The organism is Metaclostridioides mangenotii (assembly GCF_018917235.1).
Classification (GTDB): domain Bacteria; phylum Bacillota; class Clostridia; order Peptostreptococcales; family Peptostreptococcaceae; genus Metaclostridioides.
The window spans coordinates 109,942-131,120 of the sequence record NZ_JAHLOF010000007.1 but is presented as its reverse complement, the minus strand read 5'-3'; the positions used below and the strand labels follow the sequence as shown (position 1 = coordinate 131,120).

Here is a 21,179-nt window from a genome sequence, read left to right as displayed (position 1 = left end):
GAATGAATAAGAGATCGACCTTTAAGATCAGTATGCCTGAGGTAAATCTTTATATAATAGCTATAGGAATACTTAGCCTTATACTGATTTACTACAATTTTTATATAGGTGCTGTATTCTTCGCAGTTTTTTTGTACTTAGTCTTCCACAACTGGAGATTAAATACTATGAGGACGAAGGAGTGGGCTGAGTATATTCAAAATCTATCTTTGAATATAGACGAGACTACTAAGCAAGCGATTTTGAATTTGCCTATACCGCTTTGTATTCTTGAATTTGACGGGCATATATCTTGGTTTAATAAGAAGTTTTATGAAATGATGGGATCTAAAGATATTCTAAACCAAAACATAGAAGAGTTAATTGAGGATCTTAATCTAAGGAAAGTTTTGAATGAAAATAAAGAAATGTATACTGAAATTAGCTACAATGATAGAGAGTATACGATAGTATATAATGTAGTCAAAAATAATGATAAAGAGGACAGTGCGAAGTATTATATGATTCTTTATTGGATTGATAAGACAGAGAGTCTTAAGTTAGAGAGAGACTACAATAACGAAAAAAATGCAATGATGTTAATTCAAGTTGATGGTTACAATGAAGTTTTAGAAAGTGCAAAAGAGGAATACAGATCCCTTATAAATATGGATATTGAAAAAGAATTGGGAATATTAGAAGCGAACACTAATTGTGCAATCAAAAAATCTGCTAGGGATAAATATGTTGTATCTATATATAAAGGAGAATTACTAAAATTAGAAGATGAAAAATTTTCTATATTAGATAAAATAAGGGAAATTGATCACGGAAATAACCTACCAGTAACCATAAGTATTGGTATAGGTGTAGATGGAGATTCATTAAAGGATAATTTAGATTTAGCTACAGGTGCATTAGATTTAGCTCTTGGTAGAGGTGGAGATCAAGCAGTTGTAAAAACGAAAGACAACTTTATATTCTACGGAGGGAAGTCAAAAGCTGTAGAGAAAAAGACAAAAGTAAAATCAAGACTAATAGGTCACGCTCTTAGAGAAGTTATTAAACAAAGCGAACATGTATATATTATGGGACACAAATATCCAGATATGGATGCTATGGGTGCAGCTGTTGGTATATACGATATTTGTAAATCGTGTGATAAACCTGCAAATATAGTCTTAGATACAGAAAATGAGGCAATAGAAATATTTATAGATAAACTTAAGAAAGTCGAGTATTACAATGGAGTATTTGTTAGCTCAGAAGAAGCAGTTGATAAATGTACAGAAGACACACTAGTAGTTGTTGTAGATACTCATAGACCAAATCACACTGAATGTGAAGAGCTTTTAAATTTATCTAGAAAGGTTGTCGTTATAGATCACCACAGAAGGGGCGTGGAGTTTATTAACGATACAGTACTTCTATTCCATGAAATATATGTATCTTCAACATGTGAGATGGTTTCTGAGCTCGTACAGTACATGGAAGATGATGTAAACATAAACAAACTAACAGCAGAGGGTCTGTTAGGAGGAATAAGCTTAGATACAAAGAACTTTTCATTTAAAACGGGTGTAAGAACATTTGAAGCCGCATCATATCTTAAGAAAATGGGAGCGGATACTGTAGAAGTTAAGAAATTCTTTAACTCAGATGTGAAGGACTTTATAGTAAAAGCTGAAACAATTCAAAATGCAAAAATTATTGATGACAGGATATGTATAGCTTACTCAGAAACAGAGATGAGCAATATAAATATAGTAATAGCTCAAGTTGCTGATGAGTTACTTAATATCAAGCAAATTGAGGCTTCATTTGTACTAGGACACAAAGATGGAAAAGTATTTATAAGTTCAAGATCATTAGGAAAGATAAATGTCCATGTACTTATGGAAAAATTAGGTGGGGGAGGACATATGGATATAGCTGGTGCTCAGCTTAAAGATGTCTCTCTAAAAGAAGCATATAAAATGGTTCAAGACATAATATTAGATTACTTAGAGGAGGAAGAATAGATGAAAGTTATATTACTTAAAGACGTTAAGGGAACTGGTAAAAAAGGGGAAATGAAAGAAGTAAGTGATGGATATGCAAGAAATTTCTTATTCCCTAAGAAAATGGCTGTAGTTGCAGATAATCAAGCTGTAAAAGAGTTAAAGGAAAAAAGCAAATCAGAAGAATTTAAAACACAACAAGAGTATGATAATGCTGTACTTTTAGGAAAAGAAATGGAAAAAATAAGCATAGAAATATATACAAAGGCTGGAGAAGGCGGAAGATTATTTGGATCAATAACATCTAAAGATATAGCAGAGCAACTTAAAAAGCAAAAAGATATAGATGTAGATAAGAGGAAGATAATTCTTGAAGAGCCTATAAGAGTTTTAGGATCTGCAAAAGTAGAGATAAAAATTCATCCAAAAGTAACTACAAAAATAAGGGTAGACGTAAAAGAAAAGCAATAATCTCTCGAGGTGATAATTGATGGAAGATTTAACGAGAGTTCCCCCTCATAGTGTTGAATCCGAGCAATCTATACTTGGTTCAATACTACTGGATAAAGATGCAATGATTACTGTTGCAGAGATCATCAGTCCAGATGATTTTTATAAAGAGGCACATAAGATTATTTACGAAAGCATGGTATCGCTTAACAACAAAAGTGAGCCGATAGATATAATAACTTTAACAGAGGAACTAAAAGGAAAAGGTCACTTAACAGATGTAGGAGGGATTAGCTATATAACTAGCCTATCGACAATAGTACCGACTACTTCGAACGTTAAGTACTACACAGATATAGTAAAAGAAAAGTCTGTTTTAAGAAAACTAATAAAAGCATCTAACGATATAATTAAGCTTGGTTACGAAAAATCTACGAAGATAGAGGATGTAATAGAACAAGCAGAGAAAAAAATATTTGATATATCTCAAGAAAAAGCTAGTGACGACTTTAAACCTATAAATGAAGTCCTTATGGACACTTACGATATGATTGAACAATTATATACGAATAAGAGTGATGTTACAGGAGTGACAACTGGGTTTAAGGACCTGAATAAGAAAATTAACGGATTTCAAAGGACAGATCTCATACTTATAGCGGCCAGACCTGCAATGGGTAAGACCGCTTTTTCTCTGAATTTAGTTCAGAATGCCGCTATAAAGGGGAATGCCTCAGTAGCGGTATTTAGTCTCGAGATGTCTAAAGAACAGCTTGTACAGCGTATGCTAGCCTCTCAGTCTAGTGTTGATCTTAAGAAAATTAAGACCGGAACACTAGGGGATAGCGACTGGCCTAGAATTATTGACGCTATGGCTGTACTTTCTGACACAAAAATTCATATAGACGACACGCCAGGAATCAAAATTTCAGAACTTAGATCAAAATGTAGAAAACTAAAGATAGAGCAAGGCCTGGATTTAGTACTTATAGACTACCTTCAACTCATGGAAGGGGACGGTAGAAATGAAAGTAGACAACAGGAGATTGCTCAGATATCTAGATCTTTAAAGATACTTGCAAAGGAACTAAATTGCCCAGTTATAGCACTTTCTCAGCTTTCTCGTGCACCTGAACAGAGGGCAGACCACAGACCTATGTTATCTGACCTTAGAGAATCTGGATCTATAGAGCAGGATGCGGATATAGTAATGTTCTTGTATAGAGATGAGTACTATAATGCCGATTCTGAGAGCAAAAATATTTGTGAAGTTATAATTTCTAAAAATAGACACGGTGAAACTGGGTCTGTTGAGTTAGTTTGGTTAGGAGAAGTTCAAAGATTTGGAGATAAACTTAGAGACTTATAATATTCGATAAATATCCACATATGTCCACAGAACAACCTTTCTTTTTAAGACAAAAATGTGGATATATGTCGGTGTAATATGTATAAACATTGAAAAATAGATATATATTTATGCACATTATCCACAGAAAGCCTGTTGATAAATGTGAATAACGTGTATATCTGTGTTAATAACAATCAAAAAAAGTGTTTATAACCATAAAAGCAGTTGCATTATTTAAATCTTTACGTTTTTTTATTGATAGCGAAAACGAAGGGTCGGTGAAAGTACTGTGGAAAGGATAAGTATATTATATTTTTACCCTGATTTTGTTAAGATAAATAACGAAATCAACTTAATAAGAATAGTGGACAACAAAGTAAAAGAGGGAATAATTATTTTTGCTGAAGACAATGTCAATGAAGTAGTTGTAAATCTTACTAATACAAATGTAGGAGAAGTCATACCTATTGTAAAAATGGATAATATGGATAAGCTAGAAATAGTTGTAAATAATATAAGAGAAAATGAGAACAAGATCAAGTCCTTGAAGGACTTGTCAGATATAGAAAAGCATTTATTAAGTTATTTAATTGTTAAATAGTTTGAATTAATAACGAATATTTGTTAATATATATATGTAAAACATTCGATAATATATGAGTAGAGGTGGAACATATGAAAACAGTTGCGGTTGTAGGTTCTCAATGGGGGGACGAAGGTAAAGGTAAAGTTATAGATTATCTTGCAACACAAGCCGATGTAGTAATAAGAGGACAAGGTGGAAACAATGCTGGTCATACCCTAGTAGTTGGAGATAAAAAATATGCACTGCGTTTAATACCATCAGGAATATTAAATCCAGAAGCTATAAATGTAATAGGTAACGGAATAGTTTTTGATCCAAAAGGCTTCTTAAAAGAATTAGAAATGTTTGATGAGGGAGCGATCAATTTAGATAACATAAAAATAAGTGACAGAGCTCATGTAATATTCCCATATCATAAAGAAATAGATGCTTTAGCTGAAGAGGCTAGAGGAGACAATAAAATAGGTACTACTAAAAACGGTATAGGACCTTGTTATATGGACAAGACTGAGAGATCAGGAATAAGAATATGTGATTTAATGGATAAAGATATATTTGCAGCTAAGTTAAAGCCTCAAATAGAAGCTAAAAACAAAATAGTTAAAAATATATACGGAAAAGAAGATTTATTTGATTTTGATACTATATACAATGAGTATTTAGGATATGCTGATCAAATCAGAAGATATGTTGATGATACTACAGTAGTAGTATACGATGCGATAAAAGCTGATAAGAAGGTGTTATTTGAAGGGGCTCAAGGTACATTCCTAGACCTAGATCTTGGAACATACCCATTTGTTACTTCATCACATCCGATATCAGGTGGATTTGCTGTTGGAGCTGGAGTTGGTCCAAACATGATCAAAGACGTTGTTGGTATAGTTAAGGCTTATACAACAAGAGTTGGCGAGGGGCCATTTGTCACAGAACAAATAAATGAGATCGGTGAGAGAATAAGAAAACAAGGAAACGAATTTGGTGTAGTAACAGGTAGACCTAGAAGATGTGGATGGTTTGACGCTGTTATGGTTAGTTATGCTGCAAGAGTAAACGGATTAACTAGTATATCTTTTATGTTATTAGACGTATTAAGCGGATTTGATAAATTAAAAATATGTACAGCATACAAAATGGGAGATAAGATAATTAAAAACTTCCCAGCATCTTTAGATGATCTAGCTAAATGTGAGCCAGTATACGAAGAGTTAGATGGCTGGAATGAAGACATTACAAAAGTAACTAACTACGACGAACTTCCAGAAAACGCTAAAAACTATATAAAGAGGATAGAAGAACTTATAGGAGTTAGTGTTGATATAGTATCAGTAGGACCAAACAGACTTCAAACAATAGTTAGAAAAAATATATTTTCTTAGAAACTATAATTATCTAAAAATATAGATAGGATTCAATATTTTTTAGATTAGTTTCTTAGAAAATTAGACATAAAAAGTTAAGAATTATTGAAAAAAGTGGGGAAATCACAGAAGATTTTAGGTACTTTTGTGGTTTTCCCTATATTTTTGAAAATTTTTGAAAAAAATTAAATAAATTTGTAAAAAAGTATTGACGAAACATCTCCCACACGATATAATTTTACTTGTGGTAAAACAGAGGCAAAAAAATACATACGGTCTATTAGCTCAGTCGGTAGAGCACCTGACTTTTAATCAGGGTGTCCCGCGTTCGAGTCGCGGATAGATCACCAATAAGTGGCCCGTTGGTCAAGCGGTCAAGACACCGCCCTTTCACGGCGGTAACAGGGGTTCGATTCCCCTACGGGTCACCATTAATTCAATTATTGGAGCTAGCTTAAATATTTAAGCTAGCTTTTTTAATTTCCAATTAAATTTCATATCTATCTATTTTCGAATTATATTATTAATATCAATAAATGTTTTTTAATTATTACACTATTTACTGTAGAGGTTCCTCTAATTATAAATGTTTATTGTAATTAGTAATATTGCTTTTATTAATTTAAAGTATAATAAACTTATAAAATTAACTTTGCTATATTTTAACTTTATTAAAAATATATGTAATGCGAATTTTTTGTTATGAAACTTTATAAAAGTTTGTTATACTTAGAATGAATAAAAATATATAAAGAGGTGTATTTATGTTTAAAGAGGAATTTTCGGTAATAGTGGAGACTGCCAAGAAAAAATCTAAATTTCTAGAGACTAACTTCACTGGTTATTTAATGGCATCTATGCTAGCAGGCCTATATGTAGGTCTATCAATTCTATTTATCTATACATCAGGTGGAATGTTAGGACACGCACCGTATGTCAAAATATTTATGGGTGCTACTTTTGGTATAGCACTTAGTTTAGTACTTATGGCTGGTTCAGAATTATTTACAGGGAATAATATGATTATGGCAGCGGGAATGTTAAAGAAATCGGTTAGCTTAGGTCAGACTATAAAATTATGGCTCGTATGCTATCTAGGAAACTGGTTAGGAGCTATAATAGTATCCATCATGTTTATAGGTGCAGGGCTTACAAAAGGGCCTGTAGGCGAGTTTATTGCGGCCACATCTGCAACTAAAATGAGCATAGAGCCAATGCAATTATTTTTTAGAGGGATGCTTTGTAACATACTTGTATGTTTAGCTGTTTGGTGCAATTATAAAATGAAATCAGAGAGCGGAAAATTAATAATGATATTCTGGTGTTTATTTGCTTTTATAACATCTGGATACGAGCACAGCATAGCAAACATGACACTGCTTACAGTAGGCCTATTAAAGCCTATGGGAGCGGCCGTTACATTAGGTGGATACTTCTATAACATATTAATGGTGACACTAGGAAATGTAGTTGGGGCTATCTTATTCTTGACTATACCGTACTACAGTATTTCTAAAGACAAGATAGTAGAAGAAGAAAAGTTAGAGAGTAAATTATAGATTAAAATAAAAACAAAAGCTGTAGTTAATGATTCAGTCATTAACTGCAGCTTTTGTAAAAATATATAAGTATTTTTATTTCCTTTGTATCCACACCAAAGAGTTGACCCAGCGGGAATAATTGATTGCTTGGATGTAGCGCCATGTGAATTTCGTACCGATAAAATTCTTTATAGCGTGAATGCAACAAGCTATTATTTCCGCTGTAACCACAATTCTATTTAAATCTTTCCCATCTCAAATCACTTCCAAAGAAGTCATATATCTTAAACTGATCTAAGATTCTAGATAGTGTTCTTTGAGTATAAGTTTCACCAATCTGACTAGGTGTTAGATTAGTAGATATAATTATGCTCTTTCCAGCAGTAAGTCTAGTATTGACTATATTAAATAGTTCACTGCTTGTAAAAGTATTAGTCAGTTCAGTTCCTAAGTCGTCAATTATAAGTAAATCGCAATCGAATAAGTTTTTATAGTTTTCCTCGCTTATTTTGCCTTCGGAATCCCTTCTAAATTTATAATCTTCAAGTATCTCTAATATTCTAAAAGAAGTCTGGTAAATTACTAGATAACCCTTATCAAGAAGGTCTTTTGCAATACAGTTGCACATGTATGTTTTACCAAGACCTGTGGATCCATAAAATAATATATTGTTAGATTGTATAGGATTAAAGTTGTGAACATAGTCTTCACAGTATGTTAATATTTCAAAAATGTTTTCTCTAGGAGATACCCCTCTTTCTTTTGATTTTTCTGTAGAAAAAATCTCTAGATTGAAGTTTGAAAAATTCTCTTTATTGAGTACATTTTCTATATTTGACATTTTGTATGCCTCGTTGATAATTTCTTGCTTAAAACAGTTACACTTCTCCCCATTTGGTAAGAATGCCTTATCTTTACACATATTACAATGATATTTCATTTCTAAGTAATTATCAGGGATACTATTATCTGCAAGTACTTTACACTTACGAGCCCTTAAAGCCTCTATTTCTTCTCTTGATTTATGTACTATAGACTCTCTATCATTTGGGTTTGTAAGCACTGATTTTGCCAATTTTAAACCTATTAATGATATCTCATCGTCAATTCCTTTAATCTGAGGAAATCTATTGTATACTTGCTTTTTTCTTTTTTCAAGTAGTAGCTCGTTTTCGTCTCTGCGTTCTTCATATTTTTTAAGTATTCTTTTTACCTTATTTTCATTCACCTAATCACCTACTTAAATTTTTCTCTTTGGCTCTTTCTTATTATCTCGTCGAGTTCATCTGAAGAGTATTGTGTAAATGTTTCATTGAAGTTATGAAACTTAGTTTTTTTACTTTGATTGTTTTTTGCAATACTGTTTGTTTTGATATTTGTTTTGACTTTTTTATTATCTTTTTCTTTAGATCTGAATTCCTCTTCGTCTTTTGCGAGATCTTCAAGTGTTTTGATATTTTTGGTGTTCCAATTTTTGATTATACCATTGATATATGATATTGAAGGGTTTGAGATATTTTTAGATCTATCACAAGCGTTTAATATTAGGTCCATATTCATCTCGTACTTGTCAAGCCACTCATCCATAATCTTCTTTTCGGACTTCGTAGGTTGCCTATTAAATCCCAATTGACGAAATATTTCTTTGTACATTACGTATCTCTCACTTTGGAATTTGGAGCTTTCCTCAACATCTTGTGGAGTATATAAGTTGGAATCGTACCAATTTCTCAGAATTCCATCAATGTATTTAACTGATTTAGAAAATCCGGTCTTTTCTTTTACATACTCATAAGCGCATATAATCATATCTGAATTCATGTTGTATTTGTTCATTGATTCCATAAGACTGATCTTTTCGCTAGGGTCTAAGTATCTACCAACAATTTTATTTATAGTATTAAACATATTTCTTATACTTGGGTTTTCAGAAGCCTCTACAATAGTATCTGTACTAGTCTTTGTAGGTGATCCGATTACGGTATTTTCAATGTAGTACTTTTTAATATCCAAAAACTCTATAGAGCAATTTGTATCATTAAAGCCTTCGTTTTTATGAATTTTAATTATATGTTTATCTTCCCAGAACTTCCAAGCATCAAGCACATCTGATAAAGGCACATCCAAGTTCTTAGCGATAGAAATATTATCAAAATTCGGGTTTGCCGACTTATCACAAGCCTGTCTGTAGCCAAGTAAATAAACTTTTACGTATAAACCATCTGCCATCGGCATAAATATATCTATAAAGATATTAGGGATTGCTGTATCACCTAAATCTATATCGTTAACTTCCTTATAAAACATATAATCACCTCAGATAAGATTATATCATTTTTTACTGAGTTATTGGTTATTAAGGAGAAATTTGACGAAGGATAATATTGCAAATATATCAAAAAACTTACGTGAATAGGAGGAGATGTTTTGGTTATTAGGATGGACCAAAGGGTAAGAAAAACTTTGTCAGTAGCAGCTGTATTTATGTTACTGGTAGGAGGAGTCATAATTGAAAAGACACATACACTAGAGACATTTAAGTTAAATGGGCCCGCAAAGGTAAATCAGTACAAAATTGATGCAATTTTTAATGATGAAGATAAAAAAATAATGTGCAATCAAACTACAGAATATGTTAATAATACAAAGGAAAGTTTAGATAAGGTATATTTTCATATATATCCAAATGCTTTTTCTAAAAGAGAGTATGCACCATTTGAAAAGGAAGAAATGCAGCAAGCTTATCCAAATGGATTTAATGAAGGCTACATGGATATAAAAAATGTTTTAAGCTCAAAGAAAAATTTACAGTACGAAGTAAAAGGTGAGAAAAATGATATACTTGAAATTAAATTACATAAAAAATTAAAACCAGGTGATAGCGTACCAATAGATTTTAAATACAATGTAAAGCTTCCAAACTCATTAGGTAGATTTGGATATGGAGAGAATACTATAAATGTGACAAATTGGTATCCGATAGCATGTGTAAAAGATGGCAGGGGTTGGAACTTAAAGAGCTACGAGTCGATAGGTGATCCATTCTACAGTGAAACAAGCGATTTTGATGTAAATTTATTGCTACCTAGAAAGTATAAGCTAGCAAATACAGGTACTATAGTAAATGACAAGTATGATGAAAAGAAAAAAATGTACGAAATAGAAGCTAAAAATGTAAGAGACTTTGCATTTATAATGAGTGAAGATTTCGATATTGGAAGAGGTAGAAGTAAGGGAGTATCGATTAATACATATAATTTAAATAAGAATTTAGCACATAAGAGTACCGAAGTAGCTGAAGATTCTATAAGAATTTTTAGTGATTTATTTGGAAAGTATCCTTACAAAGGATTTTCAGTAGTAGCAAGTGATTTTTACATAGGCGGTATGGAGTATCCGATGCTAGTTATGATAGATCAGAGCCTGTACAATGAAAAAAATAAATTCTTACTTGAGTACGTTATAGCTCATGAAGCAGCACATCAATGGTGGTATTCCGTTGTTGGAAACGATGAGATAAGCGAACCATGGTTAGATGAGGCTTTGACGGAGTATTCTACAGTACTTTATTTTGAAAATAAGTACGGAAAAGATACAGCAAATAAGCTTATGAAGACTATGGAAGTTCAGGCGAAGAACTATAAGAGTGAAAATATATTTAAACCAACGACTGATTACGACAACTCAACTGACTATAGTTTAAACGTATATACAAAAGGTGCAGTTGCTCTTCATAAAGTGAGAGAAGAGGTAGGAGATAAAGTGTTTTTTAGCACATTAAAAGAATACTACAGCAAAAATAAATATCAAAATGTAAATGGTCGATTGTTTGTTGATTTATGGAATAGTAGGGGTGTTGATATAGATAAAATAATAAGTGAATGTAAGTAGGGATGGCCGCTAAGAATTTAAGTTGTAGGATTCGCTCCAGGGGAATTTAAACGGTACGAAATTCTTAGCTGGGCAGGTCAGTGTAGAAAAAGCGAAGAATAAAAAGCAATTAAAAAAGTATTAAAAGAGCCATGTATAATTGGCTCTTTTAATACTTTTTGTTGATATTATCTGTGACTTTTTACAACATAAATTGTAAATTTAATACAAGAAAGACTTTAATTCGTTTCTAATGTTCTTTTTTTGGTATAATGATATTTATAGAGTAAGGAAGAGAGGACAGAGATATGATTGAGTATTGTTCGATAGGTAGCGGTAGTAGTGGGAACTGCCACTATGTAGGATACAAAGGTACGAATATATTAGTAGATGCTGGTTTGAGCGGGAAGACTATAACTACAGGTCTAAAAGATATTGACATAGATGCACAGAGCTTAAAGGGTATTTTTATTACTCATGAACATACAGATCACATAAAAGGTGCGGGAATTTTATCTAGAAAGTTTGATATACCTATTTATGCGAATATAAAAACTTGGTGTTCTATGAAGAACAAGATTGGTGAGATAAAAGACAAGAATATGAAAGTCTTTGAGAATGATAAGACTTATGCTCTTGAGAATATTATAATTAGGCCGTTTTCAATTCTTCACGATGCAGCAGACCCAGTAGGATATAATTTTTATGCAGACAATGACGAGAAAATTTCTATAGCTACAGACATGGGATGTATTACAGAGAACGTGAAAAAGCATCTGTACAAGTCTAAATTAGTTGTTTTAGAGTCAAATTACGATGAAAATATGTTGATGATGGGATCTTATACATATAACCTTAAAAAGAGGGTTATGTCTGATATAGGTCACTTATCAAATGATATAGCATCTAAGTTTTGTGTAGACTTGATAAATAACGGAACAGAGTCAATTTTACTGGCACATTTAAGCAAAGAAAACAACTTCCCGGAGCTAGCATTTGAGACAGCTAATGGAACTTTAGCTGAAAACGACATGGCAGTTGGACAAGATGTTAATTTAGAAATACTTTTAAGAAACAGTCCATCTAAGATTTACAGAGTTAAATAAATTCAGTGAAATTATAAACTAGCTGAGCACAGTGAATAATAAGATACTATCAGAAAATACTAAATAAAAAGATTTAAATAACTATGGAGTTAGATTTTTAATTTCATAGTTATTTTAGAGAGGAAATATATGAATATACAAATTGTTTCGGTTGGGAAAATTAAAGAGAAGTACTTAAAACTAGGTATAGAAGAGTTTAGCAAAAGACTTAGCAAGTACTGTAAACTTGATATAGTTGAGCTAGACGATGAAAAAGCACCAGAAAATTTAAGTGACAAAGGTAGGGAGCAGGTTAAGGACAAAGAAGGAAGTAAGATTTTGGGTAAGATTAAGCAAAACAGCTATGTAATAGCTCTTGCAATAGATGGTAAGAATCTTTCTTCTGAGGAGTTAGCAGAGCATATGAGTAATCTTGCTGTCACTGGCAACAGTAGCATTACTTTTGTGATAGGTGGCTCTTTGGGGCTTTCTGATGAAGTTTTAAAGAGGGCAGATTATAAGTTATCTTTTTCTAAGATGACTTTCCCGCATCAGTTGATGAGGTTGATTTTACTTGAGCAGGTTTATAGGGCTTATAGGATTAATAACGGAGAGCCTTATCACAAATAAGGGCTATAAGTACAAAGAAATGAGAAATTTAAGCGTAGAACTACAAACAAATAACGAAGTTTTAAAATATATGATGATGGAGGATAGATTGCCCAGACAAAAGGGTAGTCTATCTTTTTCTTCTTAAACATATCTCTTAGATAGACACCTATGTCATTCGCTTTAGTAAAACCTCCATCTGCCATAATTTCTCTTACTAATTCTTTTCTTAATGTACTCATAAAAAAACTTCTTTCTAGTATCAAATTATATTTATAATCACTGCCAGAAAAATTTTTTATTTCAATGTGAGCACAAATTAATTTACACTACCGCAAAAGTATACTAAGGCTTTTGCTCCAAATAGGCTGTCTACTTTGTTGTTTTGCTAAAACCCCATTAGCTTCTTAACATTGACACAGTTTTCTTTAGATGTAAGTATTTCTAAAAGGTTGAAAGCCACATCGAAAGCAGTTGAAGGATTATAGGAAGTGATTATATTTTTATCTACAACAATGGGTTCATCACCAAGAACATTTGCACCAAATTCAGATAATTGTTTTTGTCTTTTACCAAAATTATATGTTGTGGCATTTCTACCAACTAGTACTCCACTTTTCCCAATAGGCAGTGCACCAACGCAAATAGAAGCTATTATTTTTCCTGCTCTGTCAAATTTTCTAATTATGTTTAAAAACTCTTCGCTATAAGCATCTTCATAAAATCCTGCCTCTTCAAAGCCACCTGGTATTGCAAGTGCATCAAATTCATCAATATTAACTTCGCTAATGTGCATTTCAGGGATTACTGTGAAGTTCCAAGTGCATTTTAAATTTTCTCTCATTCCAGCGGTTATTAAATCTGTAGTACCATCACCCTCTAATTTATTCCAACCTATAACATCTGTAAAAACACTTGCTTCTACGGCTTCAAAACCATTGGCAAGAAGTAATAATACTTTTTTCATACTTAAACATCTCCTTTAATTTTATATATTTTAAATTTGGTTTTCTTAATTATAGCTCTATGTGTAATATCAGTAAAATTGAAATAAATGAAGTGAATAATCGAAATATATGATATTATGATATTTATATTTAAAGTATAAAGGAATGAGATTAATGGAGATTAGGCATTTGCAAACATTTATAACTATAGTTGAACTTGAGGGATTTACAAAAGCAGCAGAGCATTTAGGGTATGCTCAGTCTACTATAACATCGCACATTCAAATTTTAGAAAATGAACTAGGGGAATCCTTATTTGACCGTTTAGGTAAAAAAATTGTTTTGACTAATTTAGGTAAGGAGTTAGTTCCATATGCTAAACAAATGCTACATGTGTATAAAGAAATTAAGAACTTAACATCAGAACAGAATGGTGTATCTGGTGATTTGATTGTCGGAGCAGGGGAATCACTAACCATATATCGTTTAGGAAAAATTTTGAAGGAATATAAAAAAAGTTTTCCAAAGGTAAACATCATTTTAAAGGATTCAATTTGTAGCGATTTAAGAAGCAAATTACACAGTGGAGAGTTAGATATTATCTTTACTATTGAACCTCAAATTATGGATACAGATTTAGTTGTTAAAAATTTAAAAGATGAATGTATGGTTATTATTGGTGCACCAGATGCAGATTTGGAATTTTTATCAACAAATTTTGAAAGTAAAGTAGCAACAGAAAGTATCATATTTAGTGAAAAAGGATGTAGTTTCAGAATAGCCTTTGAAAATTACTTAAAACAGAAAAATATAAAATATGTAAATTGTTTAGAATTTTCAAGTATAGAAGCTATTAAAAAGTGTGTAATGAACGGACTAGGAATTTCATTTTTACCTTTTTATACGGTTAGAAATGAAATAAAGGAAGGAAGTCTTAAGATGATAGAAGTAAAGGAACCATTCGATAAGTTTAGAACTCAACTTGCATACCATAAAAATAAAAGTATATCATTACCAATGAGTAATTTAATAGAAATTACATTAAAAAATTCTCTAAAATGGAGATAATAATAGGGGTGATTTAATATACCTGGATTAATGCAATAAAAGTTATTTAAAAAAATTGTAGGTGAAAACTATGATAAATATATTAGGGGAGTTTGAAAGCCAGTTAGAGCAAGGAATTAGTTTGCTTTAACTGGCTTACTTTTAGTGATCCTAAAAATGGTCATGTCCCCAACTACAAAGTACCTGTAAAACAGGCATGAGTGAATGTCCTGTCTCTGTTAAACTGTATTCTACCTTTGGTGGAACTTGAGGCTATTCCTCTGACATATAATACTCTCCTTTTGGTTACTAGTTAACAAAAAAGTGCGTACTTTTTTATTAACTTAAATGATTATATAATAAGCATATATAAAGTAAAAGATTGAGAGTAAATGAATATGATAGATGATTTAAAAAAGGTATATGAAGAGTTTGCTAAATATAGAGTTGGTACAATATTACTGAAATATATAAAATCAGAAAGACAGTAGGAAAAGATTATTCTAACTAATAAAATTTTATTCTGAGGTTTTTAAGAAAAATGGATAAACTAGTGAAGGAAGTATAAATGTTTTTAAGCTGCTTGAAGAAGCGGAATGCAATGAATGAAATTTTAAATGATACTAACATAGAATATTTTGATATGTATACTTCGATTAGAGAATCGGACTTAATAAATGAGTGCAAAAATGTAGATTATAAAACATAAAAATGAAAAATATAAAAAAATTTTAAGGAGAATAATATTATGAAGAAAGAAATAGTAGTATTTGATTATGCTAATGAAATTATGAAAGCTGTTAAAACTGGAGTTTTGGTAACAACAAAGGTAGAAGATAAAGTTAACCCTATGACTATTTCATGGGGTACCCTTGGAATTGAATGGGGGAAACCTATTTTTACAATTTTTGTAAGAGAGAATCGTTTTACAAAACATCAACTTGAAAAAAATCCTGAATTCACTGTAAACATACCAATTGGTGAATTTAATAAAAAAATATTAGGTGTATGTGGAACGAAATCAGGTCGTACTACTGATAAAATTAGTGAACTAAATTTATCACTTGAAGAACCTAAAAGTATTTCAGTTCCAGGAATAAAAGAATTTCCATTAACACTCGAATGTAAGGTTATATATAAACAAGAACAAGACAAGAATGAGATTACAGAAGAAAATTTAAAAGAATGTTATCCACAAGATGTAGATGGATCATTCCATGGAGCAAACAAAGATTTCCATACAGCTTACTATGGTGAAATTGTTAGTGCTTACATTATTGAATAGTAGTACAAAATAATTATACCATGATCACGACAAATCCAATTTAGCATATAGATAGATAAAGCACATCAATTTGACTTTAAATTGATGTGCTTTTTTAGGAGTAGTAAGTTATTCAAATGTGATTTTTGTTTCTGTAGTTCTCAAGCAAATCTGTCAGATGTTTATTTCCTATACTTCTATATAAATTTTGCAAGTTGATTTTTGACGGAAAACCTTATCATAAGATAGGGCTACAAGTGCAAAGAAGTATTTTTAATTACAAGCATAATTGAACAGAGGAAAAAGTTGATACTCCTTTAATCTCATAGATAAATATAAAGGAAAAATGAGAAATTTAAAGCATAGAACTACAAATAAATAACGAAGTTTTAAAATATATGATGATGGAGGGTAGATGCCTAGACAAAAGGTATTCTATCTTTTTCTTCTTTTAATGGGGTAAATTGTGGAAATCAAGTAACCCCTAATAAAGTTTAAATCCTTATATAGAAATTTTCTATAATAAAAAAACTTTTTTTATTGCTAAATTTTTACAAAATTGATAACTTGAGATATGGATGCTTAAAATCAAATTAGAAAGGAGGTAAAAATGTTATCTAAAAAAGAAATAATAAAGTTGCTAGAACTAGATGAAAATTCAAAAGAAGTAATAGCTTTAAGAAAAGAAGCCAGAGCAATAACTAAAAAAGTGACGAAAAATACTGGTAGAATCTGGGCTGCAATTGGGTTGGATTATGCAAGTTGTAGAATGAGCTGTGATTTCTGTTCGCTTGGAGAAAAATACAACTCTACAGAAAAACACTATGAACTAACTCAAAGAGAAGTTTTAAATATAGCAAATTCTTTTGTAAATCAAGGAATAGACTGGTTAGTTTTAAGAAGTACAGAGTTCTATCCTTTAGGTAAACTCATAGACTACGCACATCTAATAAAAGACAACTTATCTGGAAACTTCACTTTAACTGTAAATACTGGAAACGATAACACCTTAAGGGCAGATGAACTGAAAAAATCTGGATATGAAATGGTCTATCAAGCAATAAGGCTCAGAGAAGGAATAGATACAAAATTTGACTTAAAGGAAAGAAAGCGAGCAATTAAAAAAGTTACTGAGTCAGAAATGATTTTATCTCAGTACTTAGAACCATTAGGACCAGAACACACCAACGAAGAAATAGCAGATAGAATTATAGACATAGTCAAAGAAAAAACTAAAGTATCCGGACTTATGATAAGAGTTCCAGTAAAGGGGACTCCAAAATACAAACTTGGGAGTCTTTCAGATAATAGAATTGCTCAAATTACAGCTATTCTTAGAATATCTACTAAAGACCATATAAAAGACTTAGTAATACACCCTAAAGTTGATTCGGCACTAGAAAGCGGTGCAAATGCACTTGTGGTAGATATAGGTGCTATTCCTAGGTCCAATGAAGTCCACCTTGAAGAATGGGATGGACAAGATGTTAAAAAAGCTAAAAAGGCATTAAAAGAAAAAGGATATGATATTTAATTTCATATAAAATGACGTTTACTAAAAATATTTAAAAGCATTAGGAGGAATTATGAAAAAATATTTAGGAATAATTTTATCATTAATTTTAGTTACTACAACTTTAGCTGGATGTAGTTTAAAAAAAGAAGAAACTAAAAAAGCAAGTTCTAATCAAATGGAGATGAAAGTGGGGACTTGGAAAACAGCACAAACTATTCAACCTTTCGTATACAATAAATTTAAAGAAGGAGGCGACAAAGTAGAGGTTATACCTTTTACAAATCCTGGAGATATGAAGACTGCTCTTTTATCTGGGAACATAGATTTTTCAGGAACTACTTGGGTAACTGCAATTATGGCAGCATCTAAGGGAGAACCTATAAAAGTTGTTGGAAGTATGACAGAAAAATGTTCTGCATTAGTAGTTGGAAAAGACAGTAATATTAATTCTACAAAGGATCTAAAAGGAAAAACTATAGCATACGTTCCAGGTACTATGCACCATATTTTATTATTAGAAGTACTAGATAGAGCAGGATTAGATCCTGATAAAGATGTTACTTTAAAAAAGATAGATTTCTTTGATATGGGACAGGCACTTGCTTCAAAATCAATAGATGCATTTTGTAGTGGAGAACCATACCCATCAATTGCTATGATAGATGGATACGGGAAAGTTTTAGAATACCCATACTACGACGATAGCATTGGATATATAAATGCTGCAATGATTACAACTGATGATGAAATTAAACAAAACCCAGAAAAAATACAAAAACTGGTAAACATGCACGTGGAATCAAGTAAGTACTTAATGGATAACAATAAAGAATGGATTGAAAAAGCAGCAAAATTCGGAACAGAAGAAAAATACCTAGAAAAATCTACAGAAAACATAGAGCTTTCTTGGGATATAACTCCTCAAACTATAAAACAAGTTAAAAGCTTAGCTGAAAGAATGAAAGCTTTAGGAATGATAGACAATGTTCCAGATGTAGATTCGATGTTTGATTTATCTTTCTTAGAAAAAGCTAAGGAACAAAAATAAAAGGAGAGTTTTCTTTGAATAAAAATAAAACTATAGACTTTGTAAATTTTATCGTTCCGATAATTTTTCTAATATTTTGGATGGTTTTACCAATTATATTAAATACACCGGAATATCTTCTTCCATCACTCGGAAAAGTATTTCAAAGTTTTCTAGATTTCATTACAGGATATAAGGAGTTAAATACTTATTCAGGAATGTTTTTCAAACATTCTGCAGCCAGTTTATATAGAATTATTATAGGATTTTTAATAGCCTCTATTTCAGGAGTGGTATTTGGAGTACTCTCTGGATATTTTTTAATAGTAAAAAGACTTTTTGACCCGTTTATTCACATTATAAGAATGATACCAGGAATTGGTTGGTTTCCAATAGCTATGGTTTGGTTCGGAATTGGAAATAAAACTACAATCTTTTTAATAGCACTAGCAGCATTTTTCCCAGTTTACGTAAATACTATTAGAGCTGTAAGCGATGTAGATAAAACTCTAATAGATGCATCTAGAGTTCTTGGAGCAAATTCTAAAGACGTCTTAAAAACAGTAATCATACCTTCATCGCTCCCTGGAATTTTTTCAGGGCTTAGGCTTTCAATGGGAGTGTGTTGGTCGTATTTAGTTTTAGGAGAATTGACTGGGGTAAATGAAGGACTTGGAGCCGTAATGATGGACTCTAGAATGCTTGGAAACGTAGATATGATAATAGTATGTATGATATCTATATCAATATTGGGTAGAATTTGCGATTTAATTCTACAGGGAGTATTTAAATTTTTAACTCCTTCAATTAAGTAGAGGTGAATACATTGAAAGAAACTATACTTGAAATAAAAGACATCTCAGTTCAATTTGAAAATAATAAAGAGAAAAAAAGGGTTTTAGATTCTATTTGCCTAGACGTTAAAAAAGGTGAAATAGTGAGTATAATAGGTCCAAGCGGTTGTGGAAAATCTACTCTTTTGAGTGCAATTGGAGGAATAAACACCAATTTTACTGGAGAAATTCTAGTAAACGAAAAGAAGGTAACTTCTCCTTCATCTCAAAGGGGATATATTTTTCAAAAACCTGCTCTCTTTGATTGGTTGAGCATAGTAGATAACGTTGGATACGGACTAAAACTTAAAAAAATGAATAAAGAACAAATAAAAAGTAAAAGTCTAAAATTCATAGAAGAAATAGGCCTTAGTTCATACGAAAATTACTACCCAAAACAACTTTCTGGAGGAATGCAACAGAGAGTTGCCCTTGCTAGAGTTCTTATTCTAGAACCAGAAATATTGCTTATGGATGAGCCTTTTTCAGCGCTAGACTACCAAACTAGACTTGAAATGCAAAAGCTCACTCTTAAACTCTGGTCACACTACAAACCATCTATTGTGTTTGTAACACACGATATAGAGGAAGCAATAATAATGTCTGATAGAGTGGTAGTTATGAGTAAAAATCCAGGACTCATATCTGAAATAATAGATATAGACTTTAAAAGACCTAGAACAATAGATTTAATAAGTTCTATGGATTTTGTAAATATAAAAAAGAGACTTCTAGAAAAGTTAATTTAGTAAAAAAGGTGTCCTTACTGGTCACTTGTTATAAACTTTATTTTAAATAATAAGCTTGGATTGAGGAATTTTAATAAAAATATAACATCGTGTTTGTATTATATATAAATTGATTTAGTGAATTACGCTTCGTTGTGTATGATACGGAGAACCGTACATAACGGAGCACGTATTTTAAGATTTACAAAAAGGGGCTGTCATATGAACATAAAAAGTGTTCTGTGATATCCCCTTTTAATTTAAAGTTACTGTTTTTTTAATTAGATAGCTTCTATATTTTAATCCTAAAATTTTGAATCATTATCTGTATATGCACAACAACTTGGAATTGGTGAGTTTGTATCATATGCTTGGCAGGCGTCATGGTAATAATCTAGCTTTCGGTCAATCAAATGAAGATATTTTTTAAAATTTTCTATTTGGTTTAAAATATCTTCCTTATGTTTTCCTAATATATTGTTACGATCATGAAGAGTATTATTACCTTCATTTTGCAAATCTATAAATTGCTTTATTTCCTTAATAGGCATTCCAGTATTTTTAAGACAGCATATAAGTGAAAGCATTTCCATATCATCTTTTGTAAAAATGCGCTTGCCTGATTTATCCCTTTTAACATTAGAGAGCAATCCCTCACGATCATAATATCTTAATGTATATGTTGTTAAATTCATTTCTTTAGCGGCTTGTGCTATAGAATAGTTCATATTTATCACCTCAAATAGTTTTTATATATTATATAACTTACACTTAAATCTAAGTCAAGGGTGATTATGAATATTATTAAGTGTAAGATTACATTTGAGTAGAGTTATATAAAATGTTATAAATTTTTTATAAATATAAAATTTTTTATATATATACTATTGACTTAGAGTTAAGTGTAGGGTCTATACTTGCCTTATAGCAAAGAAATTAGTGCAAAATATGCCATATCAATTGTATGTACAATTGATACAGGAAA

At 31.3% G+C, this 21,179-nt stretch carries 20 protein-coding genes, 2 tRNA genes and 1 pseudogene; 17 read left to right on the top strand and 6 right to left on the bottom strand.

The window, feature by feature from the left end:
* Positions 1-2: 2 nt before the first annotated feature.
* From KQI18_RS11375 to KQI18_RS11340, 8 genes are all read left to right on the top strand, one after another.
* Complete coding sequence (locus tag KQI18_RS11375) at positions 3-2,000, top strand: DHH family phosphoesterase (protein ID WP_216467990.1); 1,998 nt, start codon at positions 3-5, stop codon at positions 1,998-2,000.
* Positions 2,001-2,450 carry a 50S ribosomal protein L9 gene (gene rplI / locus KQI18_RS11370; RefSeq protein ID WP_216467989.1) on the top strand — a complete coding sequence of 150 codons (450 nt, stop codon included), beginning with the start codon at positions 2,001-2,003 and terminating at the stop codon, positions 2,448-2,450.
* A gap of 19 nt (positions 2,451-2,469) precedes the next feature.
* Entirely contained in the window at positions 2,470-3,798 is a 1,329-nt protein-coding gene (gene dnaB / locus KQI18_RS11365; protein WP_216467988.1) for a replicative DNA helicase, read from the top strand.
* Between the two features lie 271 nt (positions 3,799-4,069).
* Positions 4,070-4,381 (top strand): hypothetical protein, encoded by a 312-nt coding sequence (locus tag KQI18_RS11360; protein ID WP_216467987.1) that lies wholly within the window; start codon positions 4,070-4,072, stop codon positions 4,379-4,381.
* 74 nt (positions 4,382-4,455) lie between these two features.
* Entirely contained in the window at positions 4,456-5,745 is a 1,290-nt protein-coding gene (locus tag KQI18_RS11355; RefSeq protein ID WP_216467986.1) for an adenylosuccinate synthase, read from the top strand.
* Between the two features lie 256 nt (positions 5,746-6,001).
* Positions 6,002-6,077: transfer RNA gene (locus KQI18_RS11350), tRNA-Lys, on the top strand.
* A gap of 6 nt (positions 6,078-6,083) precedes the next feature.
* Positions 6,084-6,158, top strand: a tRNA-Glu gene (locus KQI18_RS11345).
* 333 nt (positions 6,159-6,491) lie between these two features.
* Entirely contained in the window at positions 6,492-7,286 is a 795-nt protein-coding gene (locus KQI18_RS11340; RefSeq protein WP_216467985.1) for a formate/nitrite transporter family protein, read from the top strand.
* Positions 7,287-7,503: 217 nt separating this feature from the next.
* Here KQI18_RS11340 and KQI18_RS11335 read toward each other — a convergent pair whose 3' ends face one another.
* The gene (locus KQI18_RS11335; RefSeq protein WP_216467984.1) at positions 7,504-8,496 is read right to left on the bottom strand and encodes an ATP-binding protein; all 993 of its coding nucleotides are present in this window, start codon (positions 8,494-8,496) and stop codon (positions 7,504-7,506) included.
* Positions 8,497-8,504: 8 nt separating this feature from the next.
* Complete coding sequence (locus tag KQI18_RS11330) at positions 8,505-9,575, bottom strand: DnaD domain protein (RefSeq protein WP_216467983.1); 1,071 nt, start codon at positions 9,573-9,575, stop codon at positions 8,505-8,507.
* Between the two features lie 120 nt (positions 9,576-9,695).
* Here KQI18_RS11330 and KQI18_RS11325 point away from each other — a divergent pair, with 120 nt between their 5' ends.
* The 3 genes from KQI18_RS11325 (at position 9,696) to rlmH (ending at position 12,853) form a co-directional block, all read left to right on the top strand.
* Positions 9,696-11,159 (top strand): M1 family metallopeptidase, encoded by a 1,464-nt coding sequence (locus tag KQI18_RS11325; protein ID WP_236887747.1) that lies wholly within the window; start codon positions 9,696-9,698, stop codon positions 11,157-11,159.
* 287 nt (positions 11,160-11,446) lie between these two features.
* Positions 11,447-12,244: an MBL fold metallo-hydrolase gene (locus tag KQI18_RS11320; protein ID WP_216467982.1), complete on the top strand. Its 798-nt coding sequence runs from the start codon at positions 11,447-11,449 to the stop codon at positions 12,242-12,244.
* Positions 12,245-12,373: 129 nt separating this feature from the next.
* Positions 12,374-12,853, top strand: a complete 480-nt coding sequence (gene rlmH / locus KQI18_RS11315) for a 23S rRNA (pseudouridine(1915)-N(3))-methyltransferase RlmH (RefSeq protein ID WP_216467981.1) — start codon at positions 12,374-12,376, stop codon at positions 12,851-12,853.
* Here the strand turns inward: rlmH and KQI18_RS11310 are convergent.
* The gene (locus KQI18_RS11310; protein WP_216467980.1) at positions 12,844-13,074 is read right to left on the bottom strand and encodes a hypothetical protein; all 231 of its coding nucleotides are present in this window, start codon (positions 13,072-13,074) and stop codon (positions 12,844-12,846) included. The two genes, rlmH and KQI18_RS11310, sit on opposite strands and share 10 nt — an antisense overlap.
* Before the next feature lie 146 nt (positions 13,075-13,220).
* Positions 13,221-13,799: a DJ-1/PfpI family protein gene (locus tag KQI18_RS11305; RefSeq protein WP_216467979.1), complete on the bottom strand. Its 579-nt coding sequence runs from the start codon at positions 13,797-13,799 to the stop codon at positions 13,221-13,223.
* A 169-nt stretch (positions 13,800-13,968) separates the two neighbouring features.
* Here KQI18_RS11305 and KQI18_RS11300 point away from each other — a divergent pair, with 169 nt between their 5' ends.
* Positions 13,969-14,847 (top strand): LysR family transcriptional regulator, encoded by an 879-nt coding sequence (locus KQI18_RS11300; protein ID WP_330654412.1) that lies wholly within the window; start codon positions 13,969-13,971, stop codon positions 14,845-14,847.
* Between the two features lie 150 nt (positions 14,848-14,997).
* On the opposite strand, the pseudogene KQI18_RS14515 reads toward KQI18_RS11300, so the two are convergent.
* Positions 14,998-15,087 (bottom strand): annotated as a pseudogene (locus KQI18_RS14515) (winged helix-turn-helix transcriptional regulator); the annotation flags it as partial.
* 487 nt (positions 15,088-15,574) lie between these two features.
* Here KQI18_RS14515 and KQI18_RS11290 point away from each other — a divergent pair.
* The 5 genes from KQI18_RS11290 to KQI18_RS11270 all read left to right on the top strand — a co-directional run bounded on the left by KQI18_RS11290 (position 15,575) and on the right by KQI18_RS11270 (position 20,215).
* Positions 15,575-16,111, top strand: coding sequence for a flavin reductase family protein (locus tag KQI18_RS11290; RefSeq protein ID WP_216467977.1), 537 nt, complete (start codon positions 15,575-15,577; stop codon positions 16,109-16,111).
* Positions 16,112-16,700: 589 nt separating this feature from the next.
* Positions 16,701-17,624 (top strand): radical SAM protein, encoded by a 924-nt coding sequence (locus tag KQI18_RS11285; protein WP_216467976.1) that lies wholly within the window; start codon positions 16,701-16,703, stop codon positions 17,622-17,624.
* A gap of 52 nt (positions 17,625-17,676) precedes the next feature.
* Positions 17,677-18,654, top strand: coding sequence for an ABC transporter substrate-binding protein (locus KQI18_RS11280; protein ID WP_216467975.1), 978 nt, complete (start codon positions 17,677-17,679; stop codon positions 18,652-18,654).
* A gap of 14 nt (positions 18,655-18,668) precedes the next feature.
* Complete coding sequence (locus KQI18_RS11275) at positions 18,669-19,448, top strand: ABC transporter permease (RefSeq protein ID WP_236887746.1); 780 nt, start codon at positions 18,669-18,671, stop codon at positions 19,446-19,448.
* 11 nt (positions 19,449-19,459) lie between these two features.
* Positions 19,460-20,215: an ABC transporter ATP-binding protein gene (locus KQI18_RS11270; RefSeq protein ID WP_216467974.1), complete on the top strand. Its 756-nt coding sequence runs from the start codon at positions 19,460-19,462 to the stop codon at positions 20,213-20,215.
* Between the two features lie 284 nt (positions 20,216-20,499).
* Here KQI18_RS11270 and KQI18_RS11265 read toward each other — a convergent pair whose 3' ends face one another.
* On the bottom strand, positions 20,500-20,922 hold the full coding sequence (locus KQI18_RS11265; protein WP_216467973.1) for a MerR family transcriptional regulator: 423 nt from the start codon (positions 20,920-20,922) through the stop codon (positions 20,500-20,502).
* Between the last annotated feature and the right edge of the window lie 257 nt (positions 20,923-21,179).